Raw genomic sequence first — 23,150 nt, 5'->3', positions numbered from 1 at the left:
CCGGCCGTCCGCCGAGGTCAGGGCGGGCCGAGGTCGCCGGGGAGCCCCGCGTGGAAGGCGCGTTCGTACGCCTCGGGGGTGAGGGCCGCCCTGACGGCCCGCGTGACGCGGTCGACGTCGGCGCGCTCGGCCGGGGGCAGCGGGGCGTGGACCGCGTCGCGGGCCGCGGCGGCGGCGCCGAGCAGCCGGGCCGCCCGGGTGTGGTCACCGGCGAGGGCCGCGGCGCCGGCCAGCCCTTCGCAGGCGAGGGCGAGCGCGCGCGGGTCGCCGGTGCGGCGGGCGTGGCCGAGCCCCTCCCGGTGGAGCGCCAGCGCGGTGCCGGCGTCGCCGCGCTGTTCGGCGATGAAGCCGAGCTCCGCCAGGATGAACGCCGTCCCGTGGTCGCCCTCCCAGCGGCGGCACCAGTCGAGCCAGGCGCGCAGGTGGGCCTCGGCGTCGTCGAAGCGGCCCTGGCGGCGGGCCACGATCCCGAGGCCGACCTCGGCGAACTCCTCGCCGCGCCGGTAGGCGTGGGCCGCGGCCAGCCGGCGGGCGCGTTCGTGCAGGTCGCGGGCGTGGTCGAGGTCGCCGGTGAGGACGGCGGTGCGGCCCAGCCTGGACAGCATCTTGGAGGCGTCGCTCCACAGCTCCAGGTCGCGGGCGAGCCGGTGTCCCTCCTCGCGCAGGCGTCCGGCCTCGTCGTAGTCGCCGGACATCTCGGCCAGGTCGCCCAGGACGTAGGCGGTCTGGAGCAGGCCCCAGCCGTCGCCGGCGTCGCGGAAGAGCGCCCGCGCCCGGCGGGCGTCCGCGTCCGCCTCGACGGCCCTGCCCTGGTAGAGGTGGACCTCGGCGCGGACCGACAGGGCGGCGGCGGCCCCCCACCGGTCGCCCAGGGCGTCGAAGGCGTCGTGGGCCAGCCCGGCCAGGCGGAGCGGCACGCCGGGGTCGCCGAACCCGGCCCTGGCCAGCGCCACGAACCAGCGCGCCCGGGCCTGCCCGGCCGGGTCGGCGACCGTGTCGTACAGCTTGAGCGCGGCCCGGCTGCCCGCCTCGCCGGTCTCGCTGGGGTCGTCGGCGTCCAGGAGGAACAGGGACATGCCCGCCCGCCAGGCGCGGCCGGCCGCCTTCAGCTCCGGGCCGCCGCCGGTCGACAGCGCCAGGTCGAACGAGCGCCGCGCCTCGGCGAACCGGCCCCGCAGGAACCAGAACCAGGCCAGCGCGCCGACCAGCCGCAACGCGGCACCGCCACCGGTCATGGCGCCGGACCCGGTGCCGAGGCTGGTGCCGGTGCCGGTGCCGGTGCTGGGGTTCGTCCGGGCGGCGTGGGCGAGGGCGGCGCGGGTGTTGGCCGTCTCGGCCTCCAGCCGCCGCAGCCACAGGCGCTGCTCGGGGCCGCGCAGCCGGGCGTCGGCGTGCTCGGCGAAGGCGGTGTAGTGGGCGAGGTGGCGGTCGCGCGTGGCCCGGTCGTCGTCACCGGCGCCGGCCAGGCGCTCCGCGCAGTAGGCGGCGACCGACTCCAGCAGCCGGTAGCGGCCCTCGCGCTGGTGCACGAGGGACCGGTCGACCAGCCGGGCGAGCAGGCCGAACACGTCGTCGCGGCCCACCGGCCCGCCCGCGCAGACGGCCTCGGCCGCCTCCAGGGTGCAGCCGTCGGCGCAGACGGCCAGGCGGCGCAGCACGATCTGCTCCGGCTCGCTGAGCAGGCCCCAGCTCCAGTCGATGGCCGCGCGCAGCGTGCGCTGGCGTGCCGGGGCGCCGCGCAGGGTCGCGGTCAGCAGGCGGAAGCGGTCGTCGAGGCGGGCGGCGAGGTCGGTGACGGGCATGGCGCGCACCCGCGCGGCGGCCATCTCCAGGGCGAGCGGGATGCCGTCGAGGCGGCGGCAGATCGTGGCGACCGCCTCGGCGTCGCCCGGTCCCAGGTGGAAGCCCGGGTCGGCGGCGGTGGCGCGGGCGACGAAGAGCCGCACCGCGTCCGAGCGTTCCGGGCGCTCGTCGTACGGATCGGGCAGGGACAGCGGGGCGACGGGCCACAGGCGCTCACCCGCGACGGCGAGCGGCTCCTGGCTGGTGGCCAGGACGCGCAGGGCGGGGGCGGCGCGCAGCAGCCGCGTGGTCAGCTCGGCGACGGGCTCGACGACGTGTTCGCAGTTGTCCAGGACGAGCAGGAGGTCGCGGCCGGCGAGGGCGTCGGCGAGGCGGCCCGGCCGGGAGCGGGCGGGGGCACGGACGTCGTCACGCAGGCCGAGCACCGCCGCCACGGCCTCGTGCACCTCGGTGGCGGTGCGCGCGGGGGCGAGCTCCACCAGCCAGGCCCCGTCGGGGTGGCGGGCGGCGACCTGCCCGGCCGCCTCCAGCGCCAGCCGCGTCTTGCCGACGCCGCCCGCGCCGGTCAGCGTGATCAGCCGCTCGTCGGCGAGCAGCGCGCCGATGCGGCGCACCTCCTCCTCCCGGCCGATCAGCCCGGTCAGCGGCGCGGGCAGGTTCCCCCGGGCCCGCGCCCCCGTCCCGTCGGCGAAGCCGGCAGCGTCGGGAGCGGCAGCGGGGGCGGGGGTGAGAGCGGGGTCCTGGCGGAGGATCGCCTCGTGGAGGCGGGCCAGGTCGGGGCCGGGGTCGAGGCCGAGGTCGTCGCGCAGGCGTTCGCGTAGCTCGGCGAGGCCGGCCAGGGCCTCGTCCTGGCGGCCCGCGAGGTACAGGGCGCGGACGTGCGCGTGCCGGAGCCGCTCGCGCAGCGGGTGGGCGGCGACGAGCCCGCCCAGCTCCGCCGCGACCGCGGCGTGCTCGCCGAGGTCGAGCCGGGCGCCGGCCAGTTCCTCGATCGCGGCCAGCCGCTGCTCCTCCAGCCGCCGGGCCTCGGCGCGGGCGAACTCCTCGTCGGCGTGCTCGGCGAACGCGGCCGTGCCCCGCCACAGGCCGACGGCCTCACCCAGCAGCCGCGCCTTCGCGCGCGGGTCGCCGGTGATCCCGTACGCGCGGCGCAGCAGCGTCTCGAAGCGCCCGGCGTCGACGGCGTCGCCGTCCGCCCGCAGCAGGTACGCCGACGGCCGGGACTCGATCAGGTCGTGCCCGCCGGGCTCGGCGTCCTCCAGGACGCGCCGCAGCAGCGACACCTTGGACCGCAGCGTGCGCACGGCGCCGGCGGGCGGCGCGTCGCCCCACAGGACGTCGGCGAGCCGGTCCACGGAGACGGCATGGCCCCGGTGGACCAGGAGCGCGGCCAGCAGGGTGCGGATCCTCGCCTCGGGGACGTGGACGGGCTCCCCGCCCGACGTCCGCACCTCCAGGGGGCCCAGCACTCCGAAACGCACGCCGCAACGTTACCCACAACCTTTCCGGAGACCGTCCGGAACCCCCCTCCCGCACAGTGGAGCCATGACGAACACACCTGACGAATCCGTTACTGTCATCGGCCTCGGCCTCATGGGCCAGGCCCTGGCCGCCGCCTTCCTCACGGCGGGCCACCCGACCACCGTGTGGAACCGCACGCCCGGCAAGGCCGCCGGCCTGGTCGAGCGCGGGGCCGTGCTCGCGCCCTCCGTGGCGGACGCCGTGCGGGCGAGCTCCCTGGTGGTCGTCTGCCTCACCGACGCGGGCGCGGTGCGCGACACGCTCGGCCCGCACCGGGCCGAGCTGGCCGGCCGGACGCTGGTCAACCTGACGTCCGGCACGTCCGGCGAGGCCCGCGAGCTGGCGGCGCTGACGGCCTCCTACGTGGACGGCGCGATCATGGCGGTCCCCGAGGTGATCGGCAGCCCGGAGGCGTTCCTGCTGTTCAGCGGCTCGCAGGAGGCGTTCGACCGGCATCGTGACAGCCTGGGGCGGCTCGGCACCGCGACGTTCTTCGGCACCGACCCGGGGCTGGCGTCGCTGTACGACGTGGCGCTGCTCGGCGTCATGTGGGGCACGCTGAACGCGTTCCTGCACGGCGCCGCGCTGCTGGGTGAGGCCAAGGTCGAGGCGTCGGCGTTCGCGCCGTTCGCCTCGCAGTGGGTGGGCAGCGTGACGGGGTTCATCACCGCGTACGCCGCCCAGATCGACCGGGGCGCCTACCCGGCGGAGGACGCCACGCTGGAGACCCATCTGGCCACGATGAAGTACCTGGTCCGGGAGAGCGCGGCGGCGGGCGTGGACACCGAGTGGCCCGCCCGCATCCAGGCCCTGACCGAGCGCGCGATCGAGGGCGGCCATGCCGGCACCAGCTACGCCAGCCTCGTCGAGGTGTTCCGCGGCCGGGCCTGACCCCCGGGCCTGCCCCAGGCCCGGTCCTGGGGCCCGCGCTACAGCCCGGAGGCCGTGGCGACGAGGCCGCCGTCGATGACGAGGTCCTGGCCGTTGACGTAGGACGCCTCGTCGGAGGCCAGGAAGGCGACGGCGGCCGCCACGTCCTCGGCGGTGCCGATCCGGCCCGCGGGCACCGCGGCGACCACCGCGGCCCGCGTCTCGGCGGTGACGTTGCCGTGGAACATCGGGGTCTCGATGTAGCCGGGGCTCACGGAGTTGACCCGGATGCCGCGCGGCGCCAGGTCGGCCGCGAGCGTGCGGGCCAGGTTGTGCGCCGCGGCCTTGGTCGCGGCGTAGAGGGAGCCGCCGGCCAGGCCGCGGTGCAGCGTCCACGACGCGTTGACGACGATCGCGGCCCCGTCGGTGAGCAGCGGGAGGCTCTTCTGGACGGTGAAGAACACGCCTTTGACGTTGATGCCGAAGATGTGGTCGAAGGCGGCCTCGGTGACGTCGCCGGGCGGCTGGAACGCGGCGATGCCGGCGTTGGCGAAGAGCACGTCCAGCCGCCCGTGCCGGTCCCGTACGGCGTCGGCGATCGTGTCGAGGTCGGCGGGGCTCGCGGCGTCGCCGCGCAGCGCCAGGACGCGGTCGCCGCCGCCGAGCTGCCGGGCGGCGGCGTCGAGCCGGGCCTGGTCGCGGCCGGTGATGACCACGTCGGCGCCCTCGTCGAGCAGCCTGCGCGCGGTGGCGAGTCCCATGCCGCTGCCGCCGCCGGTGATGAGCGCGATCTTGCCGGTGAACCTGGAGGTCTGCTGTGTCATGGGACCCAGCGTGCCGACCGGCGGGGCGGGCATACAGTGCGCGGCTGTCCGGGGAGTGACACCACCACCCTGCGGCGGGCCGGTCAGGCGTGGGCGGCGAGCCGGCCGCCCAGCAGCCGTTCGACCCGGCCGGCGGTCCCGGTGCCGGCGCGGGGGTTGTACAGCTCCAGATACCAGTGCGGCCGGTCGGTGACGGCCAGGGTGGTGGTGTCGAAGAACAGGTCGCCGGCCTCGGGGTGACGCACCGCCTTCACCGTCTGGGGCGGGGAGCCGACCTCGTGGCGCGCCCACAGCTCGGCGAACTCGGGGCTGGCCGCGCTCAGCTCGCCGACCACCCGGTCGAACTCCGGGTCGTCGGTGAAGTGCGCCGTGGTGGCGCGGAAGGCGGCCACGACGGCCGGGGCGGCCGACTCCCACTGCACGTGCATGCCCCGGTAGCGGGCGTTGGTGAAGAACGAGACCAGGCAGTTGTGGTCGACGTCGTCGTAGCCGAACACCGTACGGGTCGCGTCGTTGATCGCGAGCAGGTTCCAGTAGCGGTCGCGCAGGATCGCCGGGCGCGGCATCCACGCGTCGAGCAGGTGCCGCAGCTCCGGTGAGACCTCGGTGTCGCGCCCGCCGCCGGGCCGCGGCGGGTTGAGCCCGGCCAGCAGGTAGAGATGGACGCGCTCGGGCTCGCTCAGCCGCAGCGCGCGGGCGATCGCGTCGAGCACCTCGGTGGAGACGTTGATGTCGCGGCCCTGCTCCAGCCAGGTGTACCAGGACACGCCGACCCCGGCGAGCACGGCGACCTCCTCGCGCCGCAGGCCCGGCGTGCGCCGCCGGCCCGCGCTCGCCATCCCGACGTCGCCGGGCGTGAGCCGGGCCCGGCGGGCGCGCAGGAAGTCGCTGAGCTGCTCGCGGCGGCGCCGCTTCCCGGCGGGGGTTTCGCGGGTCATGACGCCACTGTATTCACCGCCGCATTTACCACCGCATTCACCGCCGCGGGCCGCGCTGTCGAGGGGAACCGGCCGGTACGGGCCGCTGCCCGGGCGGGATGGTCAGCCCTGGGCGGGGCCGTAGCCGCCTCCGCCGCCGGACTCGCAGCGCAGCACGTCACCGGCTCTGACGGGGACGGCGTTGGCCTTGAGCATGGCGCGCTCGCCGGGGGTGCCCGGGTTGAGCGTGACGCGCGGGGGAGCGCCGTCCTGGCCGCCCGCCAGCCCCCAGGCGGGGGTCACGGAACGCTCGAACCACAGCGAGAGGGAGGTGTCGCCGCAGAACTCGTACTCGCGCACCACGCCGTCGCCGCCCCGCCAGCGCCCGGCGCCGCCGGTGCCGGGACGGATCTCGTACCGGGTGACGCGGACGGGGAAGAGCGTCTCCAGGACCTCGATCGGCATGTCACGCAGCGACCCGTTGACGTTGTTGATCAGCGCGGTCTCGCCGTCGCCGCCCTCCCAGGCGCCCCAGCCGCCGACGGTGGCCTCCTGGGAGACGTACAGCTTGCCGGTGCGCGGGTCGGTCCCGGTGAACTGGACGATCATGGAGTCGCCGTAGGAGGCGGCGGCGACCTTGTCCGGCAGCACCGGGGCGAGCGCCTTGACGACCAGGTCGATGAGCAGCCCGAGGTGGGAGTAGTAGTACTGGCAGGCGGCGGGCGACTCGGCGGCCAGCATCGAGCCGGGCCGGGTCTCGACGGTGAGCGGCCGGAAGGAGCCGCCGTTGAGCGGCACGTCGCCGGAGACGAGCAGTTTGTAGCCGACGCGGACGGCGGCGACGGCCTGGGCGGCGCCGCAGTTGACCGGGCCGGTGGCCTGGTCGGCGCAGTCGGTGAGGTCCACGGCGATCGACTCGCCGGACACCGTCACCCGGACGGTCACGGGCAGCGGCGTGCCGAGGTCGATGCCGTCGTTGTCGAGGAACCCGGACGCCTCGTAGCGGCCGTCGGGGATGGCGGCGATGGCGGCGCGTTCCAGCCGCTCGGTCTGGGCGAAGATCTCGTCGCGGGCGGCCATGACGGTGTCGAGGCCCCACCGGGTGACGATCTCGCGCAGCCGCCGCTGCCCGGTCATCGCGCAGCTCACCTGGGCGCGCAGGTCGCCGAGCGTGGCGTGCGGGAAGCGTACGTTGCGGCCGATGACCTCGTGCAGGTCGCGGCAGGGCTGCCCGCCCTCGTACACCTTGACCGGGCCGAGCCGCAGCCCCTCCTGGAAGATGGAGGTGGAGTCCATCGACCCGCCGGGGTCCTTGGAGCCGACGTCGAGCCAGTGGGCGCGGGAGGCGGCGAACCCGGCCAGCTCCCCGTCGGCGAAGATCGGGCCGTAGACGGTGACGTCGTTGAGGTGGGTGCCGCCGATGTAGGAGTCGTTGAGCACCCACACGTCGCCCTCGCGCCACACGTCGCGGCCGTACCGGCGCTCGGTCTCGCGGGTGCACACCTCCAGGTTGCCCAGGAAGATCGGCAGGCCGGACGACTGGCCGAGCACGTGGTGGTCGCGGTCGAGCAGGGCGACGGCGCAGTCCTTGGCCTCGTAGATGACGGGGGTGTAGGAGCTGCGGATGAGGGTGGTGTTCATGTCCTCCGCGGCCTGCAGCAGGGCGCAGCGGATGATCTCCGTGGTGATGGGGTCGATCACTGGTGGGCCTCCACCTTCACGATGAGGAATCCGTTGTCGTCGACGCTCGCCAGGCAGCCGGGCGGGACGACCGTGGTGGCGGTCTCCTCGACCACGATCGCGGGCCCGGCGAAGGAGCCGGACAGCCCGGAGCGGCGCAGCACCGGGGTGGCGTGCACCTCGCCGTCGAAGATCACGTCCCGGACGGCGGGCTCGGCCGGGGCGGGGGGTTCCGCGGCGGCGGCGTCGGTGCGGGGGAAGGAGCCGAAGCCGGTGCTGCGCAGCATGACGAACTCGACGGGCGCCTCGGGGGTGGCGTGCCCGTAGCGGCTGGTGTGCGCCTTGGCGTAGCGGGCCGCGATCGCGGCGAGGAAGCCGGGGCGGGCGGGTTCGGCGGCGTCGAGCAGCGGGATGGTGAGCGTGTAGTCCTGGCCCTCGTAGCGCATGTCGACGGCGTGCTCGACGCGGCGGCGGTCGGCGGGGACGCCCTGGGCGGTGAGCGCGTCCAACGCCTCCGCCTCCAATGAGGCGAAATTTTGTGACATGTCGGGGCCGTCGAGCGTGCCCTGCGGCCGGAAGTACGGCCGCGTCAGGTCCCGCCGCACGTCCGCCTCCAGCATCCCCCACGCCGAGAACGCGCCGGGGAAGCGCGGGATGACGACCTCGCCGATGCCCAGCTCGCGGGCGATGAACACCGCGTGCATGGCCCCCGCCCCGCCGAAGGCGACCAGCGAGAACTCGCGCGGCTCCACCCCGTGCTCCACCGTGAGCGTCCGGATCGCCTGCGCCATCTTGGCGTTGGCCACGTCGCAGATGCCCTCGGCCAGCCGCAGCGGGTCCAGGCCCAGCTCGCCGGCCAGCTCCGCGACCGCCGCCCCGGCGGCCTCGGCGTCCAGCGTCATGAGCCCCCCGGCGAACCAGGCCGGATCCACCCGGCCCAGCGCCACGTTCGCGTCGGTGACGGTCGCCCGGGTGCCGCCCCGGCCGTAGCAGGCGGGGCCGGGCACCGCCCCGGCCGATTCGGGGCCGACCCGCAGCGCCCCGGCCTCGGCGTAGGCCAGCGAGCCGCCGCCCGCGCCGATGGTGTGCAGGTTGACGATCGGCATGAGCACCGGGAAGCCCTCGATGCGCGCCTCGGAGCTGACGTCGGGCCGGCCGTCCACGACCAGCGACACGTCGAACGAGGTGCCGCCCATGTCCACGCAGATGACGTTGCGCCGCCCGCCCAGCAGCCGGGCCGCGGCGACACCGCCCATCGTGCCGCCGACCGGCCCCGACAGCAGCGTCTGCAGCGGCCGGCGCATCGCGTAGGAGGCGTTGACCAGCCCGCCGGACGACTGCATGACGTGCACCGGCACGGTCAGGCCGCGCCCGGCGAAGCGCCGCTCGATGTCGGCCAGGTAGCGGCGCACCACCGGCCCGGTGTAGGCCTCCAGCACGGCCGAGGAGGTCCGCTCGTACTCGCGCCACTCGCGCGCCACCTCGTGCGAGAGCACCACGAGCACGTCCTCGCCGAGCTCCTCGGCCAGGATCTCGCCCGCCCTGATCTCGTGCGCCGGATCGGCGTAGGAGAACAGCAGGCACACGGCCACCGCGTCGAAGCCCTCCTCACGGGCCCGCCGCCCGGCCCGCCGCACCGCCTCCTCGTCCAGGGGTACGAGCTCCGCGCCGCGCCAGTCGAGCCGCCCGCCCGCCTCCATGACGTCGCCGGGCGGCACCAGCGGGGTGGGCTTGCGGTAGCGCAGGTCGAACATGCGGTCGCGGTTGCCCCGGGCGATCCGGTAGACGTCGCCGCCGCCCTCGCTCGCCAGCAGCAGCACCCGGGCGCCCTTGCGCTCCAGCAGCGCGTTGAGGCCCTGGGTGGTGCCGTGCACGAAGAACGAGATGGCCGACGGGTCGTCCACGACCCGGCCCAGCGCGGCGAAGACGCCCTCGGCCAGGTCGCCCGGCGTGGTGGGCGCCTTCGACGCGGTGACGGCCCCGGTCCGCTCGTCGTAGCAGACGACGTCGGTGAAGGTGCCGCCGATGTCCATGGCGACGCGATAGCTCATGGACCGACCGTATGCCGACCCCCGCCGCCCGGCCTGTGCGGGGTGCACAGGCCAGGCGAGTGAGCAGTGCTCAGCGCAGCGACTGGAAGAACTCCCGGACGTCGGCGGTGAACTCCTCCGGCCGCTCCAGGGCGGCGAACGTGCCGCCGCGCTCGTGCTCCACCCAGCCGACGATGTTGTTGTCGCGCTCGGCGAAGCGGCGGATCGGCCGCAGCACGTCCTTGGGGAACACCGAGATCGAGGTGGGCACGGTGGCGGGCTTGAGCTCCCACTCCACGCTGGTGTCCTGCTCGGTGTCGGGCGTCTCGACGAACGAGCGCGCCGCCGACCCGGCCGTGTTGGTCAGCCAGTAGATCGTCGTGGTCGTGAGCATCCGGTCGGGGTCGATGCCGCCGTCGCTCCACTCGTGGTAGACGCTCGCGAACCACGACAGCAGCGCCACGGGGGAGTCGGCCATGCCGTAGGCGAACGTCTGCGGGCGGGCCGACTGGATGAGCTTGTAGCCGTACTGCTCGGTCAGGTAGCTCTCGCGGAAGGCCAGCCGCTCCCGTTCGACGTCGGTGAGCCCGTCGAGCTCGCCCGGGGCGCCGATCGGGAAGCAGATGATCCCGTTGCCGTGCATGCCGATCACCCGCTCGGGGGCCAGCACGCCGACCTCGCGGGAGATCCAGGTGCCCCAGTCGCCGCCCTGGACGCCGAACCGGTCGTAGCCGAGCCGGGTCATCAGCTCCAGCCACGCCCCTGCGATGCGGGTGGAGCCCCAGCCCATCTCGGTCGTGGGGCCCGACAGGCCGTAACCGGGCAGGGACGGGATCACCAGGTGGAAGTCGCGGCTGAGCGGCTCGATGACGTCGAGGTACTCCACCGGCGAGCTGGGCCACCCGTGGGTGATCAGCAGCGGCGTGGCGCCGGGGTCGGCCGAGCGCACGTGCAGGAAGTGGATCCGCTGGCCGTCGATCTCGGTGACGTACTGGTCGTGCCGGTTGATCTCGGCCTCGGCGGCCCGCCAGTCGTAGCCGTCGCGCCAGCGGGCGGCGAGCTCCTTGACGTGGGTGAGCGGCGCGCCCAGGCGCCAGCCGGCACCGGGGACCTCGTCGGGCCAGCGCACCCGGTCGAGCCGCGCGCGCAGGTCGTCGAGCTCGGCCTGGGCGGTGTCGAGGCGGAAGGGCCGGACGTCGTTCAAGCGTTCTCCTCAATTGTTCGGTACGCTGTACCGTACAGCATACGGTTCGAGGCGCGCAAGCCGCTCGCTAGATTTGTCCGGTGCCGTACCTCACCCTGAAGACCCGCGTCGAGCACGAGACCGAAGCGCGCCGCTCGCGGTTCGTCTGCGCGATGGCGCCGGTCGCGACGGTCGAGGAAGCCGCCGCGTTCATCGCCGAACGGCGCGCCCTGCACGCCTCGGCCACCCACAACTGCACCGCCTACGCGGTCGGCGGCGCGCAGAAGGGCGACGACGACGGCGAGCCCGGCGGCACCGCGGGCACGCCGATGGTGCAGGCCCTGACCGGGCGCGGCTTCGACCACGTGGTGGCCGTGGTGACCCGCTACTTCGGCGGCATCCTGCTCGGCGCGGGCGGCCTCGTGCGCGCCTACGGCTCCGCCGTGACCGAGACGCTCGACCGCGCCGAGGCCGAGCACGCGGTGGCGCGCATGGTGCCGGCCCGGCTGATGAGCGTGTCGGTCGCGCACGACCAGGCCGGCCGCGTCGAGAACGACCTGCGCGCCTCACGCCACCCGGTCCGCGACGTCTCCTACGGCTCCCGCGTCGAGTTCGCCGTGGCCGTCGGGGAGGACGAGGTGGCGGGCTTCACCGACTGGGTGGCCACGCTGACGGCCGGCCGCGCCCGGGTCACCCCCGGCACGCCCATCCACGTGCCGGACCGCCCGGGACAGACCGGCTGACAGGACGGAGCGGCTAGCCCTCCAGGGCGTACTGCATGACGCGGAACTTGGCCTGCGCCTCCGCCAGCTCGGCCGCCGGGTCGGAGTCGCCCATGATGCCGCCGCCCGCGAACAGCCTGGCCTGGCGGCCCTCCACGATGCCCGAGCGCAGCGCGATGCCCCATTCGCCGTCGCCGTGCGCGTCGATCCAGCCCACCGGGCCCGCGTAACCGGCCCGGTCCATGCCTTCGAGCTCGCGGATCACCCGGATCGCGGTGCGCGTCGGGGTGCCGCCGACCGCCGCCGTCGGATGCATCGCGGCGACCACGTCGAGCACCGACGCCCCGTCGGCCAGCCGCCCGCTCACGTGGCTGGCCAGGTGCTGAACGTTCGGCAGCACCATCAGCTCCGGCTCGTCGGGCGTGCGCAGCGACGAGCACAGCGGCGCCAGCGTCTGGCGGACCGAGGCGATCGCGCACTCGTGCTCGTGCCGGTCCTTGGCCGAGGCCAGCAGCGCCCTTCCGCGCGCCAGGTCGTCGGCCGGCCCGGTGCCGCGCGGCGTCGTGCCCGCCAGCACCAGCGACTCGATCTCCTGCCCGGTGCGCCGGATCAGCAGCTCCGGCGTCGCCCCGACCAGCCCCGCGACCGAGAACGTGTAGCACTCCGGGTAGCGGCGGGCCAGCCGGATCAGCAGCAGCCGCACGTCGATCGGGTGCTCGGCGGTCGCCAGCAGGTCGCGGGCCAGCACCACCTTCTCCAGCTCGCCGTCGCGGATGCGCCGCGCCGCCCGCGCCACCACGTGCTCCCATTCGGGGGCGGTCAGGCTGCCGTCGCCGTAGCTGATGCGGCCCGGGTCGGCCAGCGGCGTGAACGTCTCCAGCGGCGGGTCGTCGCCGATCGTCGTCAGCCACGCCTGCCCGCCCTTGCGGGCCAGGACCGCCTGCGGCACGACCAGCGTGGAGCCCGGCGCGTTCTCGTCGAAGGTGAAGGTGCCGAAGGCGACCGGGCCGCTGCCCGGCGTCCGCACCGCGTCGTCGACGGTGGCGCCGGCGAAGACGGCCGACAGCCAGCGGCGCGCCCAGGTGAACCGGCCGGGGCCGGGCGGCACCTCGGCACGGGCGGCCTCGCCCCAGCCGACGAGCCCTTCGCCGTGCCTCACCCAGGCGTACGGGGCGGTCCTGGGGAGGGACGCCAGCAGGTTACCGGGGTCGCGGACAGGGGTGGTGCGAACCGGTAGCGGGCGGGTTGTTCCGAGCGCGACACTCACTCGACACACTCTATGCGGGAACTGAACACGTTCGACTCGGACCCCCGTGAATGCGTCGTTACGGCCACAACCCGCAAAGAGGGGCACCCAGAGCCGGCGTCGCACGTCAAGCCGCGATATGAACTCGGTCCCGACACGGCAGTCCTCACCCCGACGCCGGGACGGGCCCGTGACCTGCTCTCTACCTTGGCCGCATGATCGGTCGCCTGGGGCCCGCCGTGGCCGCCCTCGCCGTCCTGGCCGCCTCCGGCCCCGTGCACGCCGCCGCCGCGGCGGAGCCGGTGCCCCACGTGATGGCGGCGCTCGGCGACTCCATCTCGTCGGGCTTCAACAGCTGCGGCTGGTACGTCTCCTGCGCCTCCCGATCCTGGTCGGCCGGCGACCACGCCGCCGTCGACAGCCACTACACCCGGCTGCTGCGCCTCGGCCCCGGCCTCAAGGGGCACAACCGCAACTTCGCCGTGCCCGGCTCGACCAGCGCGGACCTGATGGGCCAGGTGCGCCAGGCGATCGAGGCCAAGGCCGACTACGTCACCGTGCTCATCGGCGCCCAGGACGCCTGCAAGCGCACCGAGCGGGAGATGACCTCCGTCTCCGTCTACCGAAGCCGCATCGACGCCGCCCTGGCCGCGCTTCGGGCCGGCGTGCCGCAGGCGCGGGTGTTCCTCGCGAGCATCCCCGACCTGCGCAGGCTCTGGCAGGTCGGCAAGGACAACCCGCTGGCGCGCACGTTCTGGACTGTCGGGCGGATCTGCCAGACGATGCTGGCCCGCCCCGCCTCCGCCAAGAAGGCCGACGCCGACCGGCGGGCCCGCGTGCGCGAGCGCGTCATCGCCTACAACCGCGAGGCCGCGCGGGCGTGCGCGCTGATGGGGCCCTCGTGCCGGACCGACGGCGGCGCGGTCTTCTCCTACCCGTTCACGATCGGCCACCTGAGCAAGTGGGACTACTTCCACCCGAACGCCACGGGCCAGCGGGCGCTGGCCGAGCGCACGTTCACGCGCGGCTTCGACTGGCTGGACCCGGCGTCAACGACACTGCCGTAGCATCGCCGCCTTGTCGGCCCGCGTCACCGGCAGGTCGTACTTGACGGCCACCTGCGCGAACCGCGTCACGTACGCGCAGCGCACCTGCCGCCGGGGCGGCAGCCAGCTCGCCGGGCCGGAGGCGTCCTTGGCCTCGTTCGCGCTGCCCTTGACCGGCAGCAGGTTGAGCGGATCCTGGGCGAAGGCCACCCGCTTGCCCATCGGCCAGCGCCGCGCGCCCATCCGCCAGCCGTAGGCGAGCGGGACCACATGGTCCACCTGCACCTCGTCGGCGTCGCGCTTGCTCCAGTCGATGCGCTGGCCGGTGTAGGGGTCGACGAGGTCCATGGCGACGACCTCGCAGTCGGAGCCCGCGCGGTAGCGGATATTGTGGCCGTCGCGGGCCAGCAGGTCGTCGCGGGTGCGGCAGCCGTTGCGCGCGTAGGGGACACCGGAGGCGGTGTCGGCCCAGTTGCCGCCGTAACGGGTGCGGCGGTAGCCGGAGCTGGAGCCGCGCGCCGCGACGCGGACCCGCTCGATCACGCGCCGGGCGGCCGCCCTGTCCTCGGCGGAGGTGATCGGCGCCAGGCCGGGCCGGGTGCCGCTGACGTTGCCCAGCGGGCTCGTGGCGGTCGCCGGCGGGGCCGACCCGGCGCCGTTGACGGCCGCGGCGACGAGAATGGCCCCTGCGAGGATGGCGACGGCGTCCTTCGTGCTCAAGCACGCCTCCGTGGTGATCGGCTTCTCTAGAGAGGTTCCCGGGCCCGGCTGATCTGACACGGTGACCGTTCAGGGAGGAATGTGTGGCCGAACGGCCGATTGATCCGGATGTGGACCTGCGGGTGCCCGGCCAGCGCGCCGAGGTGGGCTGGGCGGTGCTCGCCGCCATCGCCGCCGGAGGCGCGCTCGGCGCCCTTGCCCGCCACGGCGCGCAGACCCTGCTCCCCGCCGTGCCCGGCGCCTTCCCGTGGGCGACGTTCCTGGTGAACGTCTCGGGCTGCGCGCTGATCGGCGTGCTCATGGTGACCATCACCGAGGTACGCCGCGCGCACCGGCTGGTCCGGCCGTTCCTCGGCGTCGGGGTGCTCGGCGGCTTCACCACGTTCTCCACCTACGTGGTGGAGGCGCGCCGGGTCGTCGCCGACGGCGCCCCGCTGGTCGGCGTCCTCTACCTGGCGGGCACCCTGGCCGCCGCCCTCGCGGCGGTGTGGGCCGGGATGCGCCTGACCCGGTGGGCGGCCTCGTGACGGTCCTGCTCGTCGTGCTCGGCGCCGCCGTCGGGGCGCCGCTGCGCTACCTCGCCGACCGCGCCGTCCAGTCCCGCCACGGCGGCACGTTCCCCTGGGGGACGCTCGCCGTCAACGTGGCCGGCTCCGCCGTGCTCGGCTTCCTCACCGCCCTGCCCGCCGGCCCCGCCTGGACCGCGTTCGCCGCCACCGGCTTCTGCGGGGCACTCACCACGTACTCCACGCTCGGGTACGAGACCGTGCGGCTGGCCGAGGAGGGCGCGAGCCGCAAGGCCGCCGCCAACGTGCTGGCCAGCATCGCCGCCGGTCTCCTGGCCGCCGCCGGCGGAGCGGCCCTGGCCCACGCCGTGCCGTAGGCCCGCGCCCGGCGTGGCCGGGCACGACGCTCGCCACGATCCCCGTCGTGCCCGGCCCGACCAGGGCGCACTTCCCCTGCCACGGGTGATCCGTGACAGGGGGCGACCGGGCGCGGGGCCCCCGTGCCCGCGCCCACGCCCTTTAGAGCACGCCGCCCCGCTTTTGATACGGGGGCTTTTCTAACGGATGTGTATCGACGGGGGAGTCGTCATCGGCCGGGGCGGGGGAGCGGGTCGGCGGTGGTGTTCACGGCCGACGGGTTCCTGCCGTCCCGGTCAACGCGACCACCCGCGCCATCATCGCCGCCCTCGTCCGGGACGGGCGCGTCCGCCGGGCCTTCCTCGGCCTGGTCACCTCGCCCGCCCCGCTGCCGGAGCCGCTGCGCCGGAGCACCGGGCAGGACAGCGCGCTGCGGGTGGTCGAGGTGATCCCCGGCTCACCGGCGGGCCGAGCCGGTGGAGCTCACCGGTTCCGGGCTTTGAGCGCGGCCCGTTCGCGGCGCGCCAGCAGGTCGTCCAGCAGGGTGTCCCACTGCTGCCCGACCGCGTCGATGTCGTAGGCCCGGACCGTCTCCAGCCCGCCGGCGGCCAGGCGGCGGCGCAGCGGCTCGTCCTCGATCACCCGGTTGATGGCGGCGGCCAGGTTGGCGTTGGTGCGCGGCTTGACCATGACCGCGTCGACCTCGTCGGTCAGCATCTCCTTCGGCCCGTGCGGGCTGTTGAAGCTGACGATCGCCAGGCCCTTGGTCATCGCCTCCAGGAGCGTCATCGAGAAGCCCTCGTGCCGCGAGCTCATCACGTAGATCGACGCCTTCTCCAGCTCCGCGCCGACGTCGGCGGTGGGGCCGGGCAGCACGACCTTGCCCTCCAGCCCCGCCTCGGCGATCTGCTCGCGCAGCTTGGGCTCCTGCGGGCCGGCGCCCAGGATGCGCAGCTGCCAGTCGGGATGCGCCTCGGCCACCTGCTCCCAGGCGGTGATGAGCCGGTGGAAGCCCTTGATGCGGGTCATCCGGCCGATCGCGATCGCCACCTTGGCGTCCAGCTTGGCCAGGTCGCCGGCCATCGGCGGCACGCCGTTCGGGATGCGGGCGAGCTTGGGGCCCTTGGGCAGGGCCTCGCGGTAGTCGCGCTGATCGGCCTTGGTCAGCGAGACGAGCGCGTCCAGCCGCCGGTAGCGCCACTTGATGAGCTTCTGCACCGATTCGGGCTGGGTGCGCAGCGCCACGTGCTCCTGGCCGATCGTGATCACGCTGGGCAGCGCGAGCTGGGCGACGGCCAGGTTCAGGCCCGGCCGGGTGGCCATCAGCACGCCGCTGTCGAGGGAGCGGATGAAGCGCGCGAGCTTGAGGTCGGTCCACAGGTTGAAGCGGTGGTAGGCGCTCTCCTCCTCGGGGATGAGCTTGCTGGGCCGCTTCGACAGCAGCGTGCGCACCGGGTCGGGCCCGGGGTTCAGCCGGTCGTCCAGATACGTTAAACGCACCCGCGGGTCGATGGGGAAGAACGGCTCCTCGGCCTCGCGCAGGATGCTGACGATCTCCACCTCGTGCCGTTCGGCCAGGTAGCCCGCCAGGTTGAACACGGTCTTGATGGTGCCGCCCATCCCGTTGGCGTGCAGCAGGAGGATCCTGATGCGCCGGGTGGACGGCGGTGGCGCATGCCGTGCCTTGCGCTGGTTGTAGCCCCGATACAGGCGGGCCATCGCCGATTTGCCTTTACGCGCCAGTCCGCGCACCTGTAGAACCCCCGATCAGCCGACAATACGGTCAAACGCCAGGCCGGCGGCGAGAGCGGATCTCACCACCGGCAGTGTGTCGAGCGAGTGGTCTGCACCGTCCATCCCCGTGGCGCTATCCACTTCTATGATCTTTAGACGCCATAGGGGGTATTAAGGTTGCATCCGCGGTCTATGCGATGGATCAGGCGTGTGCACCGGCCCCTTCTCCAGCAGGTCGAGCGCCACTTCGATCGCCTTCTCCAGCTGCCGGTCCACGCCCGCCGCGTAGTCCTGCGGGGTGATGTCCACCTCGATGTCCGGGTCGGTGCCGTAGTTCTCCACCTGCCAGCCCACGTCGTCGAAGGCGAAGGAGAACTCCGGCTGCGTCGTCACCGTCCCGTCGGCCAGCGTGTGCCGCGGCCAGATGCCGATCACCCCGCCCCACGTCCGCTTGCCCACCAGCGGGCCGAGCCCGAGCAGCTTGAAGGTGTGGCTGAAGATGTCGCCGTCGGAGCCCGCCCACTCGTTCGTGATCGCCACCAGCGGGCCGCGCGGCGACTCCGGCGGGTACGGCTCGGGGTCGCCCCAGCGCGGGTAGTCGTAGCCCAGGCGGCGCCGGGCCAGCTTCTCCAGCAGCAGCGCCGACACGTTCCCGCCGCCGTTGAAGCGCACGTCCACGATCAGCGCGTGCCGGTCGTACTCGGCCAGGAATCCCCGGTGGAACTCGGCGAACCCGGCCCGCCCCATGTCCGGCACGTGCAGGTAGCCGATCCGGCCGCCGGAACGCTGGTGGCAGCGCGCCCGGTTGAGGTTCACCCAGTCGCGGTAGCGGGCCGGCCGCTCGTCGGCGATCGCCCGCACCGTCACCGCGAACACCCGCTCGCCGCGCCGCAGCGTCAGCTCCACCTCCTCCCCGGCCTGGTTGACCAGCCGCTCGTTCGGGGTGGCCGCCGCGCCGATCGGCGCCCCGTTGATCGCCAGCACCGCGTCGCCGGGCCGCACGTCCAGGCCGAGCCGGTTCAGCGGTGAGGTCGCGCGCGGGTCCCACGGGTCGCCGGTGACGATGGCGCGGATGTGGTAGACGCCGTCATGGTGCTCCCAGTCGACGCCCAGCTTGCCCTGGCTGTAGTCGGGGCCGGGCCGGTACTCGCCGCCGCTCTCGTAGGCGTGGCTGGTGGCCAGTTCGCCGTGCAGCTCCCACAGCAGGTCGGAGAACTCGCCCCGGGTCGTCACCCGCTCCACCAGCGGCCGGTAGCGGTCGTACACGGCCGGCCAGTCGACGCCCGCCATGTCCTCGGTCCAGAAGTGCTCGCGCTGCAGCCGCCACGCCTCGCGGAACATCTGCCGCCACTCCGCCTCCGGGCACACCGACACCCTGATCCGCGACAGGTCGATCCAGCCGCTCTCGCGCCCCGGCGTGTCGTCGTCGCCCGGCTGCTCGCCCGCCTTCACCACCCGCAGCCGCTCGCCCGTCGTGCGGTAGAGCAGCGTGCGGTGGTCGCGGCCCAGCTCGAAGTCCGCCACCCCCTCGGCGAACGTCTCGGCCTCTCCCTTGGCGAAGTCGTACAGCAGCAGCTTGCTGTCGCCCTGGAGCGGGCCGGCCAGCACGAGCGCCTTGCCCTTGAGCCCGGCCACCCGCTCGTAGCGGCCCTCCGGCAGCGGGAACGCGGTGACGCGCCGCGCCAGCCCGTCCTCGTCGACCCGCACCGGCTCCGGCTCGGCGTCCTCGTCGTCCTTGGCGTGCAGCGGCCTCGGCTCCGGCACGAACGGGTCGGCCGCGTCCGCGCGCAGCGCCACCGCGTACGGGCGGGTGCCCAGCGGGAAGCACAGGTCGAACTGGAGCTGGTCGTAGGCGGGGGAGAAGACCCGCTGGCCGATGAAGTACAGGTAGCGGCCCTCGGGGTCGAAGCTCGGCCGCGAGTCGCGCAGCAGCGGCTCGGTGGCCGTCACCGTGCGGGCCGTGCCGGGGTGGTACAGCTTGATCGCGGTGGTCTGCGCGTTGAGCGGCCCGGCGTACGCGAGCCACTCGCCGTCGTGCGACCACGCCGGGTCCTCGGGCGCGCCGTGCGGGTTGGCCTCCACCAGCACGGTACGGCCCGCCGCCAGGTCCACCAGGTGCAGCTCGTGCCGGTGGTTGGTGACGGCCACCCGGTCATGGGCCGGGTCGGGCGCCAGCGCGGTGATCCGCCCCAGCCGCGCCACCGGCCGTGCGCCCCCGCCGCCCGTCCGGTCGCTGCCGTGCAGGACGACCAGCTCCTCCTCGTCGCCGTCACCGCTGGCGGCGGCGATCAGGCGGCTGCCGTCGTTCAGCCAGGTGAGGAACCGGTAGCGGACCCCGTCCGGCTCCCCGTACTGCCGCACCGGCCCCTCCCAGCCCGCCATCCCGTACGCCTTGCCGCGCGCGGTGACGGCCAGCGCGCTGCCGTCCGGGCTGAGCGTGGCGTGGTCGAGGTAGTCGGCGGCGTCGACGAAGCGGCGGTTGCGCTGCGTGCGCGTGCTGGCCAGCGACACCCGCAGCCGGCGCGGCTCCTCGCCCGGGTCCAGCAGGTACAGGTCGGCGCCCGCGTGGTAGACGAGCCGGTGCCCGTCGCTCGACAGGTTGCGCGCGTAGTAGCCGTCGTGGTGGGTGTGCTTGCGCAGGTCGTCGCCACCGGGCGTGCACGAGTAGACGTTGCCGACGCCCTCGTGGTCGGACAGGAAGCACACCCGCTCGCCGCTCCAGCAGGGCGAGGCCAGGTTGCCCGGCAGCCGGATGAGCCGCCGGAACTCGCCGTCGCCCTCGCGGTCGATCCACAGGTCGCCCACCGTGCCGCCCCGGTAGCGCTTCCACCGCGCCGGGTCGGCCGTGTTCCGGCCCAGCACGATCATGCCGCCGGGCCCGTGGGCGATGGAGTTCGCCGGGCCGTACGGCAGCCTCTCCGGCACCCCGCCCGGCTCCACCCGGTGCAGCCACTTGCGCCCCTCGAACGGCTGCCCCTGGTCGCTGGCGTACAGGATGCGCCCCTCGGGATCCCACCCGGTCACCGTGCAGCGCGCCCCGTGGAACGTCACCCGCCGCGCCGCCCCGCCGCCGGTCGGCAGCACGTACACCTCCTCGGGCCCCTCCTCCCGCCCCACGAACGCGACCTGGTCGCCGCGCGGTGAGATGCGCGGATACCCGGCCTCGGCCACGCCCGCCGTCAGCCGGAACGCCCGGCCGCCCTCGGCCGACACCATCCACAGGTCGTCCTCGGCGGCGAACACCACGACGTCCCGCAGCACCGCGGGGAAGCGCAGATATCCGGACATGAGGCCCTCCCCAACAGCCGATCAGGCAGCCGGAACCCCGGCTGCCTGATCACGTCACCGCGTCACGCCTCTTCGGGGCGCGTGGTGGCTTCCTTCTTCGTCTCCTTGGCCTGGCGATTCGCCTTGATCGCCTGCTTCTTGCCCTTGCCGGACTTCGCGCTGGGTTTCTTCTTCGTGTCAGCCATGGTGTTTTCCCCCCTGTACGGACAGGAGCGCCGGATTGGCGCAACCAATGGCGTTACTACCCATCTATCGCCATAATCCGACATACCACTATTTCGACACCCTTTCAGGCGGCTATCGCCCACCGGCGATCAGTCGAGGGTGGCGGCGAGCCGTTCGAGGAGGGCGGCGAGCCGGTCGCGCTCGTCCGGGGTGAGCCCGGCCAGGAGCCTGCGCTGGTTGTCCAGGTGGGCGGCCATGAGCTCGCCGGTCAGCGCCACGCCCTCGGCGGTGAGCGTGATCAGCCGGCCGCGCGAGTCGCCCTCGGCCACGCTCCGGCTGACCAGGCCGCGCGCCTCCAGCCGGTCGACCCGCTTGGTGATCGCGCCGGTGGTGACCAGGACCGTGCGGCTGAGCTCGCCCGCCGACAGCGTGTAGGGCTCGCCGGAGCGCCGGAGCGCGGCGAGCACGTCGAAGTCGCCGTTGCCCAGCCCGGCGGCGGCGAAGGGCGGCCGCAGCCGCTGGTCGAGCGCGTCGGTGAGCCGGAAGAGGCGGCCGACGACGAGCATCGGGGCGGTGTCGAGGTCCGGCCGTTCGCGTTTCCACTGCTCGACCATGGCGGCGATGGCGTCTGGCTGCATGGCTTCCATTATAGCTTCCATGGAAGATAAAGTATCTTCCATGGAAGATTCCTCGGCCGTCGTGCCCGTCGTCTGCTACTTCGACCCCGCCTGCCCCTTCGCCTGGGTCACCTCCCGCTGGCTCCTGGAGGTCGAACGCCTCCGGCCGATCGACCTGACCTTCCGGATCATGAGCCTGTCCGTGCTCAACGAGCACCGCGAGCTCGAACCCTGGTACCGGGAGTTCAACGACCGCGCCTGGGGCCCCGCCCGGGTGTGCGCCGCTGCCGAGGCCGGGCACGGCACCGCGATCCTGCGCGACCTCTACACCGCGCTCGGCGAGCGCATCCACCGCGCGGGCGACAAGGACTACTCCGCCGTCATCGCCGCCGCCCTCGACGAGCTGGGTCTGCCCGCGTCGCTGGCCGAAGCCGCCACCGGCGACCGGTTCGACGCCGCCCTGCGCGCCAGTCACCAGGCCGCCCAGGACGCCGTCGGCGAGGAGGCCGGCACGCCCGTCGTCACCGTGGACGGCGCCGCGTTCTTCGGCCCCGTCCTCACCGCCGCCCCCACGGGCGAGGCGGCCGGCCGGCTGTTCGACGCCGTACGGACCCTGGCCGGCCTGCGCGCCTTCGCCGAGCTCAAGCGGGGACGCGGTGCGCTCGACCTCGCCTGAGCGCGTCGCGCCGCGCAGGCTCATCGCCGCGAGCCTGGCCGGGTCGATCGGCGACGGCATCTACGTGCCGCTCACCCTGCTGTTCATCCACTCGCTCACCGGCCTGTCGCTGACCGCGATCGGCGCCGGGCTGACCGTCGCCGGGCTGTGCGCGCTGGCGTTCATGCCGGTCGTGGGCGTCCTCATCGACCGGGCCGGCGCCCGGCGCGTGGTGATCGGCGCGCTGGCGCTGCGGGCCGCCGGGTTCGCCGCCTACCCGTTCGCCGGCGGCTACCCGGCGTTCCTGGCGGTCGCGCTGGTCGTCGCCGTCGGCATGTGGGCCTCCTCGCCCGGCCAGCACGCGCTCATCGGCGAGCTCGCCGAAGGCGCCGAACGCGACCGGCTGCTCGCCTGGGACCGCAGCCTGCGCAACGGCGGCATGGGCTTCGGCAGCCTGGCCGCGGCGGGCCTCCTCGCCGTCGACGGCGACGCCGGGTACACCGCCGCCACCGTCGCCCTGGCCGCCGTCTTCGCCGTCGCCGCGGTGCTGGTCACCCGCATCCCGGCCGCCCGCCGGGGCGTCAGGCGCCCCGAGGAGGCGGGGGAGGGCTACCGCCGCGTCCTCGCCGACCGGCCCTACCTGCTGCTCACCGCCGCGAACTTCCTCATCGCCTTCGGCTACACCGCCCAGGCCATCGCCCTGCCGATCTTCCTCACCCGCGACGTCGGCCTCCCGGGCGCGCTGGCCGGGGTCGTGTTCGCGGTCAACACCGCGCTTGTCGCGCTGCTCGGCGTCCCGGCCGCCCGCCTGGCCCTGCGCGGCCGGCGCACCCGGGGGGCCGCGCTCGGCGCGCTCGTCTTCGCGATCTCCTTCGCCGCCTTCGCCGTCCTCCCGCAGGTCGCGGCCGGCACGTACGCGATCGTCGCCGTGCTGGCGGTCGCGGCCGTCTACACCGCCGGGGAGCTCGTCCACTCCGCGCCCGCGCAGAGCCTGTCGGTCCAGGCCGCCCCCGCGCACCTGCGCGGCCGGTACCTGTCGGTCTACCAGCTCTCCTGGTCGCTGTGCCGGACCGTCGCGCCGCTGCTGCTCGGGTTCCTGCTGGAGGCCGGCCCGTGGCTGCTGTGGGCGGTGCTCGCGGTGACGGTCCTGTCCGGCGCGGCCATCCTCCTGTACGCCGAACGCGGCCTCCCGGCCCACGCCGTCAGCCCTCGTGACGCCCTCGACCCGGACCCCCGCCCGGACCCCGAACAGGTCCCGGCCTGACA

19 protein-coding genes are annotated in these 23,150 nt (G+C 74.5%); 7 read left to right on the top strand and 12 right to left on the bottom strand.

The features are described 5' to 3' along the window. Nucleotides 1-17: 17 nt before the first annotated feature. Nucleotides 18-3,284, bottom strand: a complete 3,267-nt coding sequence (locus AB0J53_RS30685; RefSeq protein WP_364178942.1) for a BTAD domain-containing putative transcriptional regulator — start codon at nucleotides 3,282-3,284, stop codon at nucleotides 18-20. 64 nt (nucleotides 3,285-3,348) lie between these two features. Here AB0J53_RS30685 and AB0J53_RS30680 point away from each other — a divergent pair, with 64 nt between their 5' ends. After that, the gene (locus AB0J53_RS30680; protein WP_364178940.1) at nucleotides 3,349-4,215 is read left to right on the top strand and encodes an NAD(P)-binding domain-containing protein; all 867 of its coding nucleotides are present in this window, start codon (nucleotides 3,349-3,351) and stop codon (nucleotides 4,213-4,215) included. A 38-nt stretch (nucleotides 4,216-4,253) separates the two neighbouring features. Here AB0J53_RS30680 and AB0J53_RS30675 read toward each other — a convergent pair whose 3' ends face one another. The 5 genes from AB0J53_RS30675 to AB0J53_RS30655 all read right to left on the bottom strand — a co-directional run bounded on the left by AB0J53_RS30675 (nucleotide 4,254) and on the right by AB0J53_RS30655 (nucleotide 10,849). Then, a complete protein-coding gene (locus AB0J53_RS30675; protein WP_219508060.1) occupies nucleotides 4,254-5,018 on the bottom strand; it encodes a glucose 1-dehydrogenase in 765 nt (254 codons plus the stop codon). A gap of 83 nt (nucleotides 5,019-5,101) precedes the next feature. Beyond that, a complete protein-coding gene (locus AB0J53_RS30670; protein ID WP_364178938.1) occupies nucleotides 5,102-5,956 on the bottom strand; it encodes a helix-turn-helix transcriptional regulator in 855 nt (284 codons plus the stop codon). A gap of 102 nt (nucleotides 5,957-6,058) precedes the next feature. After that, entirely contained in the window at nucleotides 6,059-7,636 is a 1,578-nt protein-coding gene (locus AB0J53_RS30665; protein WP_364178937.1) for a hydantoinase B/oxoprolinase family protein, read from the bottom strand. Next, nucleotides 7,633-9,666 carry a hydantoinase/oxoprolinase family protein gene (locus AB0J53_RS30660; protein WP_364178935.1) on the bottom strand — a complete coding sequence of 678 codons (2,034 nt, stop codon included), beginning with the start codon at nucleotides 9,664-9,666 and terminating at the stop codon, nucleotides 7,633-7,635. The genes AB0J53_RS30665 and AB0J53_RS30660 overlap by 4 nt, the downstream gene beginning before the upstream one ends. A gap of 70 nt (nucleotides 9,667-9,736) precedes the next feature. Beyond that, nucleotides 9,737-10,849, bottom strand: coding sequence for an epoxide hydrolase family protein (locus AB0J53_RS30655; protein WP_364178933.1), 1,113 nt, complete (start codon nucleotides 10,847-10,849; stop codon nucleotides 9,737-9,739). 80 nt (nucleotides 10,850-10,929) lie between these two features. On the opposite strand from AB0J53_RS30655, the gene AB0J53_RS30650 reads away from it, so the two are divergent. Then, on the top strand, nucleotides 10,930-11,571 hold the full coding sequence (locus AB0J53_RS30650; protein ID WP_364178931.1) for a YigZ family protein: 642 nt from the start codon (nucleotides 10,930-10,932) through the stop codon (nucleotides 11,569-11,571). A 13-nt stretch (nucleotides 11,572-11,584) separates the two neighbouring features. Here AB0J53_RS30650 and AB0J53_RS30645 read toward each other — a convergent pair whose 3' ends face one another. Next, complete coding sequence (locus AB0J53_RS30645; RefSeq protein WP_364178929.1) at nucleotides 11,585-12,817, bottom strand: isochorismate synthase; 1,233 nt, start codon at nucleotides 12,815-12,817, stop codon at nucleotides 11,585-11,587. Nucleotides 12,818-13,011: 194 nt separating this feature from the next. On the opposite strand from AB0J53_RS30645, the gene AB0J53_RS30640 reads away from it, so the two are divergent. Beyond that, nucleotides 13,012-13,863, top strand: a complete 852-nt coding sequence (locus AB0J53_RS30640; RefSeq protein ID WP_364178927.1) for a GDSL-type esterase/lipase family protein — start codon at nucleotides 13,012-13,014, stop codon at nucleotides 13,861-13,863. On the opposite strand, the gene AB0J53_RS30635 is transcribed toward AB0J53_RS30640, so the two are convergent. Then, the gene (locus AB0J53_RS30635; protein WP_364178925.1) at nucleotides 13,846-14,562 is read right to left on the bottom strand and encodes an HNH endonuclease family protein; all 717 of its coding nucleotides are present in this window, start codon (nucleotides 14,560-14,562) and stop codon (nucleotides 13,846-13,848) included. The genes AB0J53_RS30640 and AB0J53_RS30635 overlap by 18 nt on opposite strands. Nucleotides 14,563-14,645: 83 nt before the next feature. Between AB0J53_RS30635 and AB0J53_RS30630 the strand changes: the two genes are divergently transcribed. Both AB0J53_RS30630 and crcB read left to right on the top strand, forming a co-directional pair. Continuing rightward, nucleotides 14,646-15,089, top strand: coding sequence for a CrcB family protein (locus AB0J53_RS30630; RefSeq protein ID WP_364178923.1), 444 nt, complete (start codon nucleotides 14,646-14,648; stop codon nucleotides 15,087-15,089). Beyond that, nucleotides 15,086-15,445 (top strand): fluoride efflux transporter CrcB, encoded by a 360-nt coding sequence (gene crcB, locus AB0J53_RS30625; protein WP_364178921.1) that lies wholly within the window; start codon nucleotides 15,086-15,088, stop codon nucleotides 15,443-15,445. Before AB0J53_RS30630 ends, crcB begins: the two co-directional genes overlap by 4 nt. Before the next feature lie 463 nt (nucleotides 15,446-15,908). On the opposite strand, the gene AB0J53_RS30620 is transcribed toward crcB, so the two are convergent. The 4 genes from AB0J53_RS30620 to AB0J53_RS30605 all read right to left on the bottom strand — a co-directional run bounded on the left by AB0J53_RS30620 (nucleotide 15,909) and on the right by AB0J53_RS30605 (nucleotide 21,250). Then, on the bottom strand, nucleotides 15,909-17,144 hold the full coding sequence (locus AB0J53_RS30620; RefSeq protein ID WP_364178919.1) for a glycosyltransferase family 4 protein: 1,236 nt from the start codon (nucleotides 17,142-17,144) through the stop codon (nucleotides 15,909-15,911). 186 nt (nucleotides 17,145-17,330) lie between these two features. Further along, entirely contained in the window at nucleotides 17,331-20,447 is a 3,117-nt protein-coding gene (locus tag AB0J53_RS30615) for a PDZ domain-containing protein (protein WP_357593402.1), read from the bottom strand. Nucleotides 20,448-20,509: 62 nt separating this feature from the next. Beyond that, nucleotides 20,510-20,632, bottom strand: a complete 123-nt coding sequence (locus AB0J53_RS30610) for a hypothetical protein (protein WP_281427120.1) — start codon at nucleotides 20,630-20,632, stop codon at nucleotides 20,510-20,512. A 129-nt stretch (nucleotides 20,633-20,761) separates the two neighbouring features. Next, complete coding sequence (locus tag AB0J53_RS30605) at nucleotides 20,762-21,250, bottom strand: MarR family transcriptional regulator (protein ID WP_364178916.1); 489 nt, start codon at nucleotides 21,248-21,250, stop codon at nucleotides 20,762-20,764. A gap of 40 nt (nucleotides 21,251-21,290) precedes the next feature. Between AB0J53_RS30605 and AB0J53_RS30600 the strand changes: the two genes are divergently transcribed. Next, nucleotides 21,291-21,905, top strand: coding sequence for a disulfide bond formation protein DsbA (locus AB0J53_RS30600; protein WP_364178914.1), 615 nt, complete (start codon nucleotides 21,291-21,293; stop codon nucleotides 21,903-21,905). Beyond that, nucleotides 21,886-23,148 carry an MFS transporter gene (locus AB0J53_RS30595; RefSeq protein WP_364178912.1) on the top strand — a complete coding sequence of 421 codons (1,263 nt, stop codon included), beginning with the start codon at nucleotides 21,886-21,888 and terminating at the stop codon, nucleotides 23,146-23,148. The genes AB0J53_RS30600 and AB0J53_RS30595 overlap by 20 nt, the downstream gene beginning before the upstream one ends. Nucleotides 23,149-23,150: the final 2 nt, after the last annotated feature.

The sequence above is a fragment of the Nonomuraea sp. NPDC049725 genome, assembly GCF_040674795.1.
Taxonomy (GTDB): Bacteria; Actinomycetota; Actinomycetes; order Streptosporangiales; family Streptosporangiaceae; genus Nonomuraea; species Nonomuraea ceibae.
The sequence above is the reverse complement of the archived record's forward strand: the minus strand, read 5'-3'. Positions and strand labels throughout refer to the sequence as shown.